Source organism: Microbulbifer sp. YPW1, assembly GCF_013367775.1.
In the GTDB taxonomy this organism is placed as follows: domain Bacteria; phylum Pseudomonadota; class Gammaproteobacteria; order Pseudomonadales; family Cellvibrionaceae; genus Microbulbifer.
In genome coordinates, this window is sequence record NZ_CP055157.1 from 2,227,693 (window position 1) to 2,244,544 (window position 16,852).

Below are 16,852 nucleotides of genomic sequence, written 5' to 3' on the forward strand. Positions count from 1 at the left end.
AAGCACAATTCGAGAAAAAATCATCAAGAAATTCACACGGAGAAGAGCGGGGGAAGTATGACGGTAAAGCGGTATGCGTTGACCGGGTTGTTGACGTTGGTGGCTGTTACGGGATGCGGAGGCGGTGGAGGTGGTGCAACGCCTGCACCGACGCCAACACCGCAGCCGACACCACAACCAGCTCCCGAACCAGAACCCCTGCCGGAAATTTCCATTGATCCCTATTGGGCCAATGCGAGTATCTACTTCCTGCTCACGGACCGGTTTAACAACGGCGACAGCAGCAACGACCTGGCCTATGGTCGCCAGGCCGACGGTGCGCCCCTGCGCGGTTTCCTCGGCGGAGACCTGCGCGGGGTCATTGATAAGCTGAACGAAGGTTATTTTTCCGATCTTGGCATCGACGCTATCTGGATGTCACCGATTATGGAAAATGTGCACGGTTATCTGGAAAGCTCCGGTCGCACCTATGCCTATCACGGCTACTGGCCAAAGGACTGGACCGCGGTAGATGCCAACCTGGGCAGTGAGGCTGATTTGAAGGAGTTGATCGATACCGCGCACGCGCAGGGCATCCGGGTATTGCTCGATGTGATCGCCAATCACACCGGCCCGGAAACCGCGCAGGACCCACTGTGGCCGAGCACATGGGTGCGTACTTCACCGGTGTGCGACTGGTCCGGTTTCGCCGGCAATGTCACCTGCACACTCACCGATCACCTGCCGGACATCCGCACGGAAAGTAACGCGTCGGTGGAAATTCCCGAATTCCTGCTGGAAAAATGGCAGTCCGAGGGACGCCAGGCGCAGGAGCTGGCAGAACTGGATGCGTTCTTCGAACGCACCGGCTACCCGCGCGCGCCGCGCTATTTCCTGCTGAAATGGCTCACCGACTGGGTGCGGGAATACGGCGTGGACGGTTTTCGCGTGGACACCGCCAAGCATGTGGAGCCAGAATTCTGGGGGCAGCTGAAGCGGGAAGCCGAAGACGCACTGGCGGACTGGAAAGCGCAAAATCCACTGCAGAAAATCGACGACCAACCCTTCTTCATGCTGGGAGAAGTTTACGGCTTCGGCGTCGATGATTTCTCTAACAGTGATGGTCGCCAGTATGACTTTGGTGATCAGCAGGTGGACTTTTACCAGTATGGTTTCGACAGCCTGATCAATATGGGATTTGTGCACCACGCGGAACAGTCGCCGGCAGAGCTATTTGCACAATATGCACAGGACCTTAATACCGGTGACCTCAAGGGCGCCGGTGTGCTCAGTTACATCAGCTCCCACGACGATATGGACAGCTTTGACCGGGACCGCAGTCGAGCGTTTGAATCTGCCACAAAGTTGTTGCTGGCACCCGGCGCAGTACAGGTATATTACGGTGATGAGCTGGGGCGGCCGCTAACGGACGCGCAGGCGCTGTACGATGCCGAGTTGCGCAGTTTCATGAACTGGCAGGATATGGCGGATACCGATACTCAGCTGCTGCTGACGCACTGGCAAAAACTTTTGAAATTCCGCCAGCGGTTTTTGGCGCTCGGTGCAGGTGAACATCAGGTGATCCAGCAGGCGCCGCTGGTGTTTTCCAGGAGCCTGGAAAATTTTGCCCCGGTGGTGGTCGCATTGGATCAACCTGCCAGCGACAAGAAAATACCGGTCGCTGGGGTATTTGAGGAGGGGCAGTCGTTGCTGGATTTCTACTCCGGGGCCAGTGCCCAGGTGGTCAATGGCGAAGTTGCACTGAGCACACCGCACTCCGTGGTCTTGCTGGGTGTGCCGCAATAAACCCGTTTCCGTATTTAATCTGTCCCAATAAAAAGCCCCGGATCTACCGGGGCTTTTTATTGGTTGGGTGTGGCTTACTGCTCGCTGGGCAGGTTCTGCAATGCGGCTTTAAGTTCGCGCAACTTTTCCTTTACCCGCGCTGCATTATCCGGGCCGATGCGAATCATCAACTTGTGCAGCCCGGGCAGTTTCTCCAGTTTTTCATCCTCAAACTTGTAGTATACCGTGGGGCGGACCAGCTTGATGGGGCCTTCAACTTCCGGGGCGGCCAGTGCCTGATCGATCGCGGCGAGCACCGCCGCGTGGAAGTTCTTGTTCTTCAGCCCCAGTTCGCCGTAAGCCTGTTTCAGGCGCGGGTACCAGAACTGGTAGAGGTTGACCGCGGTATCGGTATCGACCATGGCGAACAGGCGCACGGGTTGCTCGTAGCGCTGGTAGTTCTCCTGAGAGAGCACGTAGATCTTCTGGCCGTCATCGCGGGTTTCCAGATCCTTGACCACCAGACTGTCCTTCAGGTTGTTGAAGGGACGGTTCTTGTGCATCAGGTCGCCTTTGGTCGCGGTGTTCACCGCCGCCACCCATTTGCGCACGACCTCATCCGGCACTATCCAGTTTGCCAGCGCACCGTCGGAGGAGAGGCTGATGATATCCTTGCGCGCCTCGGCATCACTGTCGTTCAGGGCGGGCAGCTGGCGCGGTGGATCTTCCGGCTCGGCGGGTTCCGGAGCGGGGGGGATGACTGGCTCGTCCTCTGGCTTGTCGAGGTCGACGCTCGGTGTTTCCGGCGCGGGCTCGGTGACGGGGGCGGGGGCTTCGGGCGCCGGGGTATCCCGCAACGCGAACCAGTAAATGCCGAAAACTACCGCTGCTACTACCAGCAGCGCGATCAGCCAATCTTTGATACTGCCACCCATCTGCAAATCCTCCCGTTGATTCCCGCGCTCAGCGTCTGGCGCCTTATAAGACAGTGTAAACCACTGACTGTGAAGTCTAAGACAGTATCAGGTCGCGAAGGTTTCGCCTATAGAGGAGGGAAACGGGGGCAGAAAGAGGCGCAGGCAGATGAGAGGCTGAGGGAAGCCAGGGGCGCGGTGCGCCCCTGTGGAGGGTAATGTCAGTGAGCAACCTTCAGGATTTGCCCCGACAGCGGGCCCAGGTTTACTGATACCGTTGTCGTCTGATCTTTGGCGATGATCATCTCCACCGTCGCTGCATTCAGCTGGTCAGTTAGGGTATACACACCTTCCTCCAGCTGCCACGCATCGGTCAGTGCATCCGGCAGCTGCAGGGTAACCTGCTGCGCATTGTCGGCGAAGTTGGCGACAACCAGCAGCTGGTCTTCACCGGCCCAGCGGGCGAAGCTGTACTGTTGCTCGCTGTAGCTTTCGCTGCGGTCGCGGTTGAATTGGTGCAGGTCCATAAACTCGCCGGTGAGCGCGGGGCTCTGGCGAGTGAAGTTGAGCAGTCGCAGGTAGGTTTCGCGCAGGGATTTTTCGCTGTCGCTGAGTTTTTCGCTATTGTACTGGCCGCCGTTATTCCAGCGTCTGATCGTCGGCACCGACCAGTAATCGAAAATGGTGGTGCGGCTGGCCTTGCCAAAGCCCGCATCATTGGCGGCGGGCTCACCCAGCTCCTGGCCGAAGTACACCAGGGTAGGTGCGCCACTGATGGTTGCGGAGACAACCATGGCTGGTATTCCCGCTCGGGCGCTGCCGGCAAATTCCGGGCTGGCGATACGCTGTTCGTCGTGGTTTTCCATAAAGCGCAGCATATTGTCTTCAATACCTTGCAGACTTTCCTGAATGTCCACCAGCGGGTCGGTACCGGCCTTGCCTTCCATCACCGCGCGTATCGCATCGTAGGTGCCGACCTTGTCGTAGAGGTAGTCCATTTTGCCCAGGTGCACATAATCCCGGTACAGGTCGGGTTGGTAGATTTCCGCCAGCAGCAGTGCATCTGGTTTCTGCATCTTGATGCCGGAATTCAGGTAGCTCCAGAACTCCACCGGTACCATGCCCGCCATATCATAGCGGAAGCCGTCGACGCCAAAGTCGAGCCAGTAGTCGGTGATCTGGCGGAATTTTTCCCAGCTGCTGGGGACGTCCTTATCCGCCCAGAAGGCCGCATGCGCGCGGTAATCTTTCTGGGCGTAGTCCTGTGGCAGCTCTGCAAAATCGTGAGAGCCATCCGGACGCACACCGAAGTTGATCTTCACCGTTTCGTACCAGTCGTCCTGTTTTGGCTGCGGCGCGCGGCTGCCGTTGCCGGTCCACTTTGCCGGTACTTCATCGAACTTGCCGTCCACCAATGGATGGGCTTCACCATTCAGGGGCTGGTAACCGCCTTCAGACTCCGGTACCAGGAAAGGTTCGCCGGGCACATAGTAAAAATTGTTGTCGCGGGCGTAGGCCACGCTGGTGTCATCGTCCGCGCCGAAGTCGCGCACGCCCTCTGGCTTGGCCAGCGACTCATAGTTGCGCGCAACATGGTTGGGCACGATGTCGATGATGACCTTGAGGCCGGCCTCATGGGAGCGCTCGATCAGCGCCTTGAATTCCTGCAGGCGATTGTCCGGATCTTCGGCCAGGTCCGGGTTTACCGAGTAGTAATCCTTGACGGCATAGGGAGAACCGGCGCGGCCCTTGATCACATCCGGGTCGTCGTTGGCGATACCAAACTCGGTGTAGTCACGCACTAGCGCATGATGCAATGCGCCGGTATACCAGATGTAGTTGGCACCGAGTTCGCGGATTTCCTGCAGCGCATTCGGCGTGAAGTCGCTGAATTTACCGACCCCGTTTTCCTCGATGGTACCCCAGGGCTTGTTGGTGGTATTGGTATTGCCAAACAGGCGTGGCAGTACCTGGTAGATCACCGGCTTGTCGAAAGTTTCTACCGGGGAGGGAAGTGCGGCTGCGGCCTGGACAACCTCCTGTGGGTTTTCCTGAACCTGGCTGGCTTGTGTATCTTCAGCTTTATCGCAGCCGCTCAGCAGTGCAGCGGCGATGGAAGAAGCCAGTAGCAGTCGGGTAAGTTTTTTCATAACAGCCAATAATTCCGTTCGTTATTTCTATTCTCTTACAGGGATACAGCGAGTTTCAGGTCTTGTTTACCCCAGGCGAAATTCACCTGCAGGGTGTTGCTGCGCTTGTCGTAGTAAGCAGTGTTTGCGGTGAGCTGGTTTTCCTTGCGCACCAGCCGGATAGGTTCACCGCCGAGGGTGATCGACGCGGGCGCCTGCTGCCAGTTGTGCAGCACCAGCTCGATGGCGCGGGTTTCCGGCGCTCCGGTATAGCCATTGCCGCTGCGGCTGAAGGCGAAGTTCAGGGCGTTGCCTCCGCGCGCGCTGGTAAAGGCGAGCTGCTCGTACTGGCCCTTGGCGAAGGCATCGGCAGTCACGCCGTCGTCTTCGTACACAGATCCGCTGGACGTGTGGACTGAGTCATCGGCGTAGTAGTCCAGGCGCAGGTGCTCGCTGGAGTATTCACGGGTGTTGCGCACATCCTTGATGGTCGGGATAAACGCACCGGCGCGCACCAGGACTGGAATGGTGTCGAGTTCCACTTCCACTTCCGCGCTGTCTCCGCGGTAGGCTTCATCGGTCCAGTAATCGAACCAGACGCCGCCGGGGAGCTGAACTTCCACCTCGTCGATGTTTTCCTCGGTCACCGGTGCCACCAGGAAGTCGTTGCCCCACAGATAGGCGTCCTTGTTGTCCATCAGCGCCAGGTCGGATTCGTTTTCAAAAAACAGCGGGCGCATCAGCGGCATGCCGGTCTGGCTGTTTTCGAAGGCGAGGGTGTAGTTGTAGGGCAGCAGGCGGTAACGCAGCTTCACGTATTCGCGCAGAATATTGCGGGTCTTGCGGTCGTGGAATACCGGCTCCGGGGCAATGTGATCCTGCGCGTGTGGGCGGTACACCGGCTGGAACACACCGTATTGCAGCCAGCGGATATACAGCTCGCGGTTAAACTTCTCGCCGCCGGCAAAACCGCCGAGGTCGGAGTGGGTGTAGCCAAAGCCCAGCAGGCTCATCTGCAGTGACAGTTCCACCTGTGGCTTGAGGCCACCCCAGCTGCGATCCACATCGCCGGTCCAGGGGATCATGCCAAAGCGCTGGGAGCCGGGGAAACCGGCGCGCATCATGATGAACGGACGTTCTTCCGGGCTCGCTGCCTTTTCATTGTCGAACAACATTTGTGCCCAGCGGTGGCCGTAGGCATTGTGGATTTCGTCCGCCATGCCAACCGCGTGTACGGTATCGGAGGGGTGGACTTCCGGCTCACCCAGGTCGCCCCACCAGCCGGCTACACCCTGTTCCTTCAGGTCCTTGTAGATATTCCAGAACCAGTCGCGGCCGTCTTCGGAGAACACATCGATGAGACCGGTATTGCCGAAATAGAACTCGAATTGCTTGGGCGCACCAGCAACATTTTTCGCCAGTGCATTGCCTGCCACCGCGCTGTCCCAGCGCTCGGAAGTGGAGAGGACAAAAGGCTCGGTGACGAGGATGGTGTTGATGCCCTGTTCATCCAGGTCCGCCATCATCTCCACCGGCGTGGGGAAGGTGTTCTTGTCCCATGCCAGGTTGCCCATATGTCCTTTGATGTCCGGGCCGAACCAGAACAGATCCAGTACCACCGCGTCCAGTGGGAAATCTTCCTCGCGGAATTTTTCCACCACGTCGCGCACTTCCTGCTCCGAGCGGTAACCGAAGCGGGAGGCGAAATTACCCAGCGCCCAGCGCGGCGGCATGGGCTGGCGGCCGGTCACATTCACATAGTTCTCGATCAGCTTCGGATAGCTTTCCCCCGCCACCACAATGTAACTGGTGCGGCCGGCGACGGCCTCGAACTGCAGGACGTTTTCTTCGCTCGCGCCCAGGTCCATAAAGCCCGAGGCGCTGTTGTCGAACAGCAGCACATATTTATTGCTGCTCATCACCGCCGGCAGGCCGAAATACATCTGCTGGGATTCGGTGGTGTAGCCATAGTGGGCCTTGTTGTACAGCGGCAGGCGGTGGCCGCGACGGTCCATGCCCAGCACACGCTGGCCGCCACCGATCAGCTTCTCGTCATCGTTGAGATTGAAGCGGAAGCCGCGCATGGTCTGGTTGGCGAAGAAACCGTGCTCTTCCGCCAACAGCGGCTCGTCGTTGCGCAGGTACTTGATGGCAAACGGCGACTTGTGGATAACCGCGGTGAGGTCACCGAGTGCATAGCGCAGGGTCTCTTGGGAAACGCTCAGCTGCGCCTGCACATCGGCCTCGAGTTGCGCGCGGGCGAAGGAAGGTAACTGCTTGAGGCCGTCGCGCTGGTAGTGCACTTCCAGGGAAGCCTGGTTCAGTGGCGTCAGGGTAACCTGGCTGTCGCTGGTCTCGATCACCAGCTTGTCGTCGAGCAGCTGGTGGCTTTTATAGCTGCGTGCGGTCTCGGCAAAGGCCGGTTGCAGGGCGGTGGCCAGCAGCGTGGGCAGCAGGGTAGCCAGCCCGAGCTTTTTGAGCAGCCTTGTGGGCTGGTTGGTCTTGGTATCTTTCATCGTCGCTTACTTCTGTTTTTAGAATACTTTTAAAAAGGCTTTTTTAAAAAACTTCGGCAACCAGCACATCGCCGGCAGCGATGACCAGTTCATTGAGCTTTCTGGATTGGCCGCTGGTGATGTCGGTCGCAGAGGATTTGTCACCCAGCATTTCCGCCATATGTGCCAGAGGCAGTTCGCGCGGTCGGTCGCTTTTGTTGATGGCCACCATTACCGTGTCGTTTTCGTCATAGCGGAAATACACATACAGGCCATCGATCGGCGCGAAGTGTTTGAGGTTACCGCTGTGGATAACCTCTTTGTCCTTGCGCCAGTTGAACAGGGTGCGCACAAACTGCTGCGCCTGTTGTTGCTTCTGGCTCAGCCCTTTGCCGGTAAAGGCGTTCACCTGGTCGCCGGCCCAGCCGCCGGGGAAATCGCTGCGCACTACACCGTCGTCCCGTTGCTTGGGGCTTTTCGCCAGGATCTCGTCGCCGTAATAGAACTGCGGGATACCGCGCATGGTAGCGAGGTAGGCAACGGCCATGCGGTATTTGCCCAGGTCTTCATCCAGCTGGCTGTAGAGGCGGCTGGTGTCGTGGTTGCCGCCGAAGATCACCAGGTTGTTCGGGTCCGGGTAGAGGGCATCGTTGGCCAGGGATTCGTACAGGGTGACCAGGCCAGTGCTCCAGCTTTCCGGTTTTTCCAGCCCTTCGCGCAGGCCGTAGTGCAGCGGGAAGTCCATCATGCTTGGCACGTGGGAGACGTAGCCGTTGCGGTTCTTGTTGCCCGCCTGCCAGTAGGCCACCAGCGCCGCCTGCCGGGTCCACTCTTCGCCGACGATGTTGAAGTTGGGGTATTCCTGCATCAGGCGCCCGGACCAGCGGGTAAGGAAGTCCGCATCCGAGTAGGCATAGGTGTCCACGCGAATACCGGAGAGATCAGCATATTCCACCCACCAGATGGCATTCTGGATCAGGTAATTCGCCACGCGCGGGTTGCGCTGGTTGGGGTCCGGCATGGAGTCCACGAACCAGCCGTCGGTGAACAGCTGGTGATCCTTGTGGCTGGCGTAGGGGTCCATGTGCACGGTGCGGGCGTGGTTGGTGTACTCGTACTCGCCTTTTGCTGTCCCCTGGCCATTCAGCCAGTTGTCCGCAGGCAGGTCGTCCAGCCACCAGTGTCCGTCGCCGATATGGTTGGGCACCATGTCCTGGATCACGCCGATGCCTTTTTCTTTCGCTGCGGCCACGAATGCGCGGAAGCTTTCGTTACTGCCGTAGCGCGGGTCGATGCGGTAGTAATCGGTGGCGGAATAGCCGTGGTAGGAGTAGGCCGGCTGGTTGTTCTCCAGCAACGGGTTGGGCCAGATCTGGGTGAAACCCATGTCGGCGATGTAATCCAGATGGTTCTGGATGCCGGCGATATCACCGCCGTGGCGGCCGCCGGCGTTGTCGCGATCCGGGCCCTCCAGCATGTCCGCGCTGCGGTCGTTGGCGGGGTCGCCGTTGGCGAAGCGGTCCGGGGTGATCAGGTAAATGACGTCGCTGCTGTCGAAGCCCTGGCGACGGGCTGAGCCATCACGGCGTTTCTTTAGGTCGTAGCGGAGCACCTGCTGCCAGTCGCCCTTGCGCAGCTGGATCTGTAGTTCGCCGGGCTCGGTGCCCTTGGCGACCGCCAGATTGATAAACAGGTAATTGGGGTTCGCTTCCCGCTCGGTGCCGGTAACGGTCACACCGGGATAATCTAGCTGTACTTCCGCCTCTGCGAGATCCTCCCCGTGCAGCATCAGTTGCAGCCGGGATTCCGCCATGTCGGTCCACCAGAAGGGCGGTTCCACACGCTCGACGCGCGCATCGGCCTTATTGGCGGCCACAGAAAGGGGGAGGAGCAGCGTAAACAGCAAGCTGGCAACCAAGCAGTTTGGGGACTTTGTCATCGCGGGCACCTGTGTTGGCTCAGCCTGTTGGGCGATTGTTGTGCGGCTAGTGTCTGGCTAGACCCGTACTTTTTTTCACCATTGTGCCGTCTTGTTCGCAATCTGTTATCCCCCTCCCGGCAGGGGGAGTTCTCGCCCGGGCCCGCGAAACGGCCTGGCGCAATATTCCTCCACGCCCCGGCCGGGGAGGAGGTCAACCATCCCCGTATTTCCGACCATGCGATCAGAGCCTTCTAGCAGGCTCGCCAACTCACAGAAAAATAATCCACAAGAGATGATGAAAATGTTGAGAGAAACACTAGCCCTCGCGGGCCTGTTGCTCTGTGCGAGCGCGACCGCTCAGGCGGAGTGGTTCCTGCGCGGGACCCACAACAACTGGCAGGCGGACCAGATGCAGAATCTGGGCAGCAACACCATGTTGGCGGACGACGTGGTCTTCACCAGCGCCGGCGAGATCAAGTTTGACCGCTGGGGGGACTGGAGCGAAAACTACGGCGCGAACGGCCAGCAAAACGGCAACAATATTGCCGTCCCCGCCGGTACCTGGGATATCAAGTTCTACACCGATACCAAGGACTACCACATCCTGCCCGCGGAAGACCCGGAAACCCCGGACGCGACCCTGCATCTGCGCGGCACCCACAACGGCTGGGCTGCCGGGGACCTGCTGGCCCGCATTGGCGAGACCGATGAATACGATGCCTGCCGCAACTTCGCCAGCGGCGACGGCAACGGCGGCCCGCGCTTCAAAATCGACCCCAGTGGCAGCTGGGCGGGCAGTCAGTTCCCGGCCCAGGATGTGGCCGCCAGTGGCTGGACCTACATCGTGGCCAATGGCGCCAACAACAGCCTGGTGAGCGTCACTACTGACCTGGGCGAAAACTGTGGCGTCGCGGCCGCGGACAGCGATGGCGACGGCGTGCCGGACAGCCAGGACAACTGCCCCAACACACCGGCCGGTACTGCGGTGGATGCCAACGGTTGCGCAACCACCCAGCCCGGGTTGGCCGACTTCCGCAATCGCAGCATGTACTTCGTGTTTGTGGACCGTTTTGCCAATGGCGATCCCAGCAACGACAACGGCAACAACGCCGCGGCCACCTCCACCAGCAAATCCGCCGGCGGCCTGTCCGAGTGGAAAAAATACTGGGGTGGCGATATCCAGGGCCTGATCGACAAACTCGACTACCTGGAAGCCCTCGGCGTAACCGCCATCTGGGTTACCCCGCTGAACGACAATATCGACAACTCCGGATCAGATGGTGCCTACCACGGTTACTGGGGGCGCGACTTCTACGAAGTGGATGAGCACCTGGGGGACTGGGCGCTGGTGGATCAGCTGGATGCAGAGATGGAAGCGCGCGGCATGAAGCTGGTGCTGGATATCGCCCTGAACCACTCCAACCAGGACGATCAATATGAGTTCGGTTCCCTCTACAAAGAAGGCACCTTCATCACCGACTTCCTGCAGGACAACGGTACCTGGTACCACCGCAACGGCGCCATCGCCGACTGTGGCGACAGTGACCCTAACACCCAGTGTTTCGGCGAGTGGGACGACCCCTGGTCCTTTACCAACAAGACGCTGTTCAACCTGACCGACTTCAACCACGGTATTAACAGCAACAGCGTCGCAGACCAGTACCTGATCGACGCGGCACTGAAGTGGATGAGCCACGGCGTGGACGCCTTCCGCATCGATGCCATCAAGCATATCGAGCCGAACTTTATCAACCGCTTCAGCAGCGCGGTGCGCGCCGTGAACCCGGATGTGTATATTTTCGGTGAATGGTATGGCGCCGGTGCCGGCGAGAGCCTGTCCATGCAGTTCCTGAACGAGGGCCGCGGCTCCGAGCTGCTGGACTTCCAGCTGCGCAACCATATCGAGCAGGCCATCGCCGGCGACATCACCATGACCCAGCTGAACACCCACATCGAATCCCGCCCCGGGGCGATGAACAATCGCGACAGCTGGCAGCCGATCTTCCTGGATAACCACGATGCGACGCGCACCAGCGTATTCCTGCAGACCACCGGTCCGGTGGACAACGGTCGCACCGGCAAAGGCTTCTCCAAGTCTCTCGCCGACGCGCGCCAGAACCTGGGGATGGCGCTGGTCATGACCCTGCCGGGTATTCCCACCATCTACTACGGCAGCGAGCAGAACAGTACCTGGTTTACTGCTAATGGCGATGGCCAGGTAGGGCACGACCCGTACAACCGCGAAGGCATGCCATCTTTCAGTGAAACCACGGAAGCCTTCCAGATGATCAGTGCGCTGGCCGAACTGCGCGCACAGAGCCCGGCACTGGCGTCCGGCAGCTACACCCAGCGCTGGGTCAACGGGGATATTCTGGTGTTCGAGCGCACCGCCGGCAGCGATGTGGTGATGGTAGCGGTCAACCGCGGCGGCAGCACCTCGATCAATGTGAGCAACCTGGACCTGGCCGACGGGCAGTACAACAGCCTGGTGGGCAGTGATTCAGTGAACGTCAGCGGCGGCTCCGCGGTACTGAATCTGGACGCCAATGAAGTGATCGTGCTGCATTGATGTAACTGTTGATAAAACGCAAAAGCCCCGGGTTATCTGCCCGGGGCTTTTTTTATTGCTATGGGTTTATTCCGCCTGAAGGCCTTTCTGCCTGCGATACTCGCCGGGCGTAATCCCCATCCAGTCCCTGAATGCCCGGGTAAATGCACTCTGCTCGGAGTAACCCAGCAACATCGCCACGTCGGCATAAGATAGCTGTGCATCCTGCAGATATTTCTTCGCCAGTCGCTGTCGCAGCCCGGCCACGATGCTGCGGTAACTGTAGCCCTCGGTGGCCAGCAAACGGTAGAAGCTGCGCAGGGAGTATCCCATCTGCCGGGACACGGTTCTGGCGGAAGTGTCGCCGTCCTTCATCGCCATCAGAATCTGTTGCTGTAGCGCCTCGAAGAAATCTTCGAAGTTCTGTGAGCGGTTTTCCCCGTCGGACTTAAGCAGCGCCTGCGCCTGGCGGTCGAAGATCTTGCGCATGTACGGGTCCGAGCTGCTGATGGTCATCCACAGCAGCTTTGCCGGCAGGTCCACCATCAGGCAATCGGTGTTGAATTTTACCGGGCACTGCAGCAGTTGCTCGTACAGTGCGGGGTTTTCCGGCGGCGCAAAGGGCAGTCCCACCTGGACCGGCGGCAGCGGCTTGCCGATCAGGCTCTGGTAGAGGGCGATAAAAATCGACACACCAAATTCACAGGAAATAGGCGTTTCCACATCCTGCAGGTGCCAGCGGTAGCGTATTACATCGTTGCCCACCTCCACCCGGGTGCTCAGGTTGGAAAGCACCAGCGTCTGGTAGTGCCCATAGCGGGTCAGCGCCTGCCCGAGGGTGCTGCACGCGGTGAGCAGATAACCCACAAGACCGAAGTCCCTGGGCTCGACGGTTCTTCCGATCTTTATGCCGAATGCCGGTTCCGGATCCAGCGTATTCAGCTCGTGCAACAGGGCGTCGAATTCCCGGTTTTCCATGGTCTTGCGCGACTGTAGCTGCGCCAGCTTTTGCGCAAACCCGGGCGCCACCATGCCGCGGGATTCGACATGGCGCTGCAACACGGCAAGAAAACTGGTGGGGATGATGGCGGCTTCAGGCATGGGGTGAGTGTTCGATCTTTGGCACAAAATGTCAACGGGTGCCAAATCGTCAATACAAGATCCCAGCCCTTACCTAATATCCCCGGGACAAGTATCAGAATAATCGCACCATCGATGAGAGTGAGGGAGCCCGCCCCATGACCTATGTCGTCACCGAAGCCTGTATCAACCATAAACACACCAATTGTGTGGATGTGTGCCCGGTGGATGCCTTCCGCGAGGGGGAAGCGATGCTGTATATCGACCCCGCAACCTGTATCGATTGCAACGCGTGTTTAACCGAATGCCCGGAGCGCGCCATTCATCCGCAATCCGCGGTGCCCGAAGCACAGCAGCACATGATCGCGCTGAATGCCGAGCAGGCGAGGGTACTGCCGCCCATCCGCGAAAGTGTATTCCAGGCGGCGGCGACCCACGCGCAGTCGGCCCTGAGTGCCCGCTTTGCCGTAGTGGGCGCCGGCCCCTCCGGTTTCTATACCGCCGAGGCGATTCTGAAAAACATGCCCTCAGCGCAGGTGGATATTTTCGAGCGGCTGCCAACGCCCTTTGGCCTGGTGCGTTACGGCGTCGCGCCGGACCACCCGCGGATAAAATCCATCAGCGCCAGCTTTGAGCGGATCGCAGAGCATCCGCAGGTGCGTTTTTTCGGCAATGTGGCCATTGGTCGCGATATCTCCATCGCGGAATTGAATGCGCTGTATCACGGGGTGGTGGTCGCCACCGGCGGATCGCAAAGCCGCAAGCTATCCATTCCCGGCGCGGATGCCGCGAATATCTTCGGCGCTTCCGAATTCGTCAGCTGGTACAACGGCCACCCGGACAACCAGTCCCTGCAACCGGATCTGGCAGGTCGGCGTGCGGCGGTGATCGGTATCGGCAACGTGGCCCTCGATATCGCGCGCATCCTGGTATTGCCCCACGAGACACTGGCCAAAACCGATATCGCCGATCCGGCCCTGCTGGCACTGCGCGACAGCAATATCCAGGAGGTCTGCCTGCTGGCCCGCCGGGGTGTGCTGCAGGCGGCGTTTACCCCCAAAGAACTGGAACAGCTGATCGCCCTCGAGGGGCTGGACCTGATCATTGACCCCCAGGACCTGGTACTGGACGCGGCATCGGAAGCGGAACTGGCGAAGCCTGCAAACGGTGAAGCGCGGCAGAACCTGGCGCTGTTGCGCAAGGTGGCCGAGCGGCCGCCGAGTGGAAAACCCGGTACCAAGCGCATCCGCTTTCTGTTTCTGAGCAGCCCCGAATCCATCGAGGAAGAGGGGGCGAGTAAACGGCTGCATATCCTTCGCAACCGCTTGCAGCGCGATGAGGAGGGGCGAGTGCGCGCTGTTCCTACCGAAGAAACGTCGACGCTGGAAGTGGGGCTGATCATCAACGCCACCGGTTATCAGGGCACTCCCATCGAGGGGCTGCCATTCGATGCGCGCGGCGGTGTTATCCGCAATGACGCGTCCCGCGTTGGGGGTGAGGAAAGCCACACCTACGTGGCGGGCTGGATCAAGCGCGGTGCGAGTGGTGTGATCGGCAGTAACAAACAGTGTGCGACGGAAACCGTTACCCGGTTGCTGGCCAACCTGCCGCAAACACTGGAAACGCCCGCTGGCGATATCGAGCAGGTGTTCGCACAGAAGCAGGTGGAAGCCGTCAGCTTTGCCGACTGGCAGTTGCTGGACCAGCACGAGCAGGCCCAGGGTGCCCGGCAGGGCCGGCCGCGCTGCAAGGAAACTTCCATTGAGGGAATGCTAAAAGTCATCCGCGAGGCCCGCGCCGCCGCGATTGCGGAGTCCGAAGCCCGGGCCAAACTGCCGGTCAAAACCCACTACCGCAGCTGCACCCTGTGTGAGGCCATGTGCGGCGTAGAAATCCAGTATCGCGGCCGCGAGATCATCGCGATTTCCGGCGATAAGAAAGACCCCCATAGTTGGGGTCATATCTGCCCGAAAGGCTATTCGTTGCAGGATTTACACAATGATCCCGACCGCTTGAAAAAGCCCCTGCGCAAAGTGGATGGCCAGTGGCTGGAAGTGGAGTGGGACGAAGCACTGGACTACGCCGCCCGCGGCCTGGCCACCGTGCAGGAGAAGTACGGCGAGGATGCCTTAGCGGCTTACTGGGGCAACCCCACTTCCCACAATCTCGGGCTGCTGCTGGCCACCAACAAACTGAAGAAAGCGCTGAATACCCGCAATATCTTTACCGCAGCCTCCCTCGACCAGATGCCCCATCAGCTCTGTTCCTACCTGATGTTTGGCCACGGTCAGGTGTTCACCATTCCGGATCTCGACCATACCGATTACATGTTGATGCTCGGCGCCAACCCGGCGGCGTCCAACGGCAGTCTGATGTCCGCCGGGGATGTATTGAAGCGGCTCGAAGGGATTCACCAGCGAGGCGGAAAACTGGTGCTGATCGATCCGCGCAAAAATGAAACCGCGCGCTACGCCCAGGAGCACCACTTTATTCGCCCGGCCACCGACGCCATTTTTCTGGTCGGCCTGATCCAGCACGTGATCCGCAAGGAACTGTACAAGCCCGGAAGGTTGCAGGGCATGCTCGATCACTGGGATGCATTACTGGACAACTTCAACCTCTTTTCCATGGCCGAAATCGCCCAACTGTGCGGCATTGAACAGGCAGAAATTGAACGTATCGCCGAGGAGTTTGCCACGGCCGAGCGGGCCATCTGCTACGGCCGTATGGGGGTGTCGGCGCAGGCCTTCGGTGCCCTCAACCACTACCTGATCAATATCCTGAATATACTGACCGGCAACCTCGACCGCAGCGGCGGCATGATGTTTACCAGGCCCGCAGTGGACGCCGCGGTGAAGCCGCGCCAGGCCGGCAGCTTCAATACCTACCAGAGTCGCGTGCGCGGTTTGCCGGAATTCAATCGCGAACTGCCCGCCTCCGCTATGGCCGAGGAGATGACCACCCCCGGGGAAGGGCAGGTGCGCGGCTTTATCTGCATTGCCGGTAACCCGGGGCTCTCTTCGCCAAACAGTCGCCTGCTGGAACAAGGCATGTCCGAACTGGACTTTATGGTTTCGCTGGATTTCTACCTGAACGAAACTTCTCGCCACGCCGACGTCATCCTGCCGCCCACAGGCCCGCTGGAGCATGAACAATACGACCTGGTGTTTAACCTGCTTTCGGTACACAACACCGCAAAATTTGCCGAGCCACTGTTTCCTCACGAAGAAGGCGCAAAGTCCGATTGGGAGATCATGAACGGCCTGATCGAGCGGCTGGAGGCAATCAAGCACGGCAGCAGCAAGCCGCAGACCATGACCCCGAATCAGATACTCGACTTCGCGCTGCAAAATGGCCCCTACGGAAAGTGCTTTGATGAATATCGCGGTAACGAGATCATTCACCACGAGGAGGGTCTCAGCCTGGAAAAATTGAAGGCATTTCCCCATGGTCTCGATCTGGGTCCACTGCAACCCAGCTTCCCCGACTATCTGTTTACCGAAGACCGGAAAATTCACACCATGCCCGGTGAATTCATCAAAGACCTGGAGCGCCTGAAGCAATTCGCCAGTGAACTGCAGCAGCAAAGCCCGCTCAAGCTGATCGGCCGCCGGGATTTGCGCACTAACAATTCCTGGATGCACAACAGCAAGCGTCTGGTCAAAGGCAAGGACCGCTGCGGCCTGTTTATGCACCCGCTGGATGCGGAAAAATACAAGCTACAGCACGGCAGCAGAGCCCGTATCGCATCCCGGGTTGGGCAGCTGAGTGTGGTAATCGAAGTCACTGACACCGTCATGCCCGGCGTCGTTTGCCTGCCCCACGGCTGGGGCCACAATCTGGAAGGCGTGGAACTGCGGGTGGCAAAAACCAATCCGGGAATCAATTCCAACGACCTGACCGATGACCGTATGGTGGACGCGCTATCGGGCAATGCCGTACTGAATGGCATCCCGGTGGAAGTTTCGCCCCTTTGAGCGGGTTTGTAATTAAGACGGGTT

8 protein-coding genes are annotated in these 16,852 nt (G+C 59.4%); 3 read left to right on the forward strand and 5 right to left on the reverse strand.

The window, feature by feature from the left end; translation table 11 throughout:
* Positions 1-57 precede the first annotated feature (57 nt).
* Entirely contained in the window at positions 58-1,785 is a 1,728-nt protein-coding gene (locus HUW35_RS09190) for an alpha-amylase family glycosyl hydrolase (RefSeq protein WP_255463588.1), read from the forward strand.
* 74 nt (positions 1,786-1,859) lie between these two features.
* Here HUW35_RS09190 and HUW35_RS09195 read toward each other — a convergent pair whose 3' ends face one another.
* From HUW35_RS09195 to HUW35_RS09210, 4 genes are all read right to left on the reverse strand, one after another.
* On the reverse strand, positions 1,860-2,699 hold the full coding sequence (locus tag HUW35_RS09195) for a DUF3014 domain-containing protein (protein ID WP_181255282.1): 840 nt from the start codon (positions 2,697-2,699) through the stop codon (positions 1,860-1,862).
* Positions 2,700-2,899: 200 nt separating this feature from the next.
* A complete protein-coding gene (locus tag HUW35_RS09200) occupies positions 2,900-4,828 on the reverse strand; it encodes an alpha-amylase family protein (protein ID WP_181255284.1) in 1,929 nt (642 codons plus the stop codon).
* A gap of 35 nt (positions 4,829-4,863) precedes the next feature.
* On the reverse strand, positions 4,864-7,323 hold the full coding sequence (locus tag HUW35_RS09205; protein ID WP_181255286.1) for a TIM-barrel domain-containing protein: 2,460 nt from the start codon (positions 7,321-7,323) through the stop codon (positions 4,864-4,866).
* A 43-nt stretch (positions 7,324-7,366) separates the two neighbouring features.
* The gene (locus HUW35_RS09210) at positions 7,367-9,241 is read right to left on the reverse strand and encodes a glycoside hydrolase family 13 protein (RefSeq protein WP_181255288.1); all 1,875 of its coding nucleotides are present in this window, start codon (positions 9,239-9,241) and stop codon (positions 7,367-7,369) included.
* A 283-nt stretch (positions 9,242-9,524) separates the two neighbouring features.
* Between HUW35_RS09210 and HUW35_RS09215 the strand changes: the two genes are divergently transcribed.
* The gene (locus tag HUW35_RS09215; RefSeq protein WP_255463589.1) at positions 9,525-11,792 is read left to right on the forward strand and encodes an alpha-amylase family glycosyl hydrolase; all 2,268 of its coding nucleotides are present in this window, start codon (positions 9,525-9,527) and stop codon (positions 11,790-11,792) included.
* 66 nt (positions 11,793-11,858) lie between these two features.
* Here HUW35_RS09215 and HUW35_RS09220 read toward each other — a convergent pair whose 3' ends face one another.
* Positions 11,859-12,872, reverse strand: coding sequence for an AraC family transcriptional regulator (locus HUW35_RS09220; RefSeq protein WP_181255291.1), 1,014 nt, complete (start codon positions 12,870-12,872; stop codon positions 11,859-11,861).
* A gap of 137 nt (positions 12,873-13,009) precedes the next feature.
* Here HUW35_RS09220 and HUW35_RS09225 point away from each other — a divergent pair, with 137 nt between their 5' ends.
* Positions 13,010-16,828 carry a molybdopterin-dependent oxidoreductase gene (locus tag HUW35_RS09225; protein ID WP_181255293.1) on the forward strand — a complete coding sequence of 1,273 codons (3,819 nt, stop codon included), beginning with the start codon at positions 13,010-13,012 and terminating at the stop codon, positions 16,826-16,828.
* Positions 16,829-16,852 lie beyond the last annotated feature (24 nt).

What these genes read in the sequence shown, in the direction of transcription:
- HUW35_RS09190 (WP_255463588.1), top strand. Translation starts at nt 58, where the DNA reads ATGACGGTAAAGCGGTATGCGTTGACCGGGTTGTTGACGTTGGTGGCT.
- HUW35_RS09195 (WP_181255282.1), bottom strand. Translation starts at nt 2,699, where the DNA reads ATGGGTGGCAGTATCAAAGATTGGCTGATCGCGCTGCTGGTAGTAGCA.
- HUW35_RS09200 (WP_181255284.1), bottom strand. Translation starts at nt 4,828, where the DNA reads ATGAAAAAACTTACCCGACTGCTACTGGCTTCTTCCATCGCCGCTGCA.
- HUW35_RS09205 (WP_181255286.1), bottom strand. Translation starts at nt 7,323, where the DNA reads ATGAAAGATACCAAGACCAACCAGCCCACAAGGCTGCTCAAAAAGCTC.
- HUW35_RS09210 (WP_181255288.1), bottom strand. Translation starts at nt 9,241, where the DNA reads ATGACAAAGTCCCCAAACTGCTTGGTTGCCAGCTTGCTGTTTACGCTG.
- HUW35_RS09215 (WP_255463589.1), top strand. Translation starts at nt 9,525, where the DNA reads ATGTTGAGAGAAACACTAGCCCTCGCGGGCCTGTTGCTCTGTGCGAGC.
- HUW35_RS09220 (WP_181255291.1), bottom strand. Translation starts at nt 12,872, where the DNA reads ATGCCTGAAGCCGCCATCATCCCCACCAGTTTTCTTGCCGTGTTGCAG.
- HUW35_RS09225 (WP_181255293.1), top strand. Translation starts at nt 13,010, where the DNA reads ATGACCTATGTCGTCACCGAAGCCTGTATCAACCATAAACACACCAAT.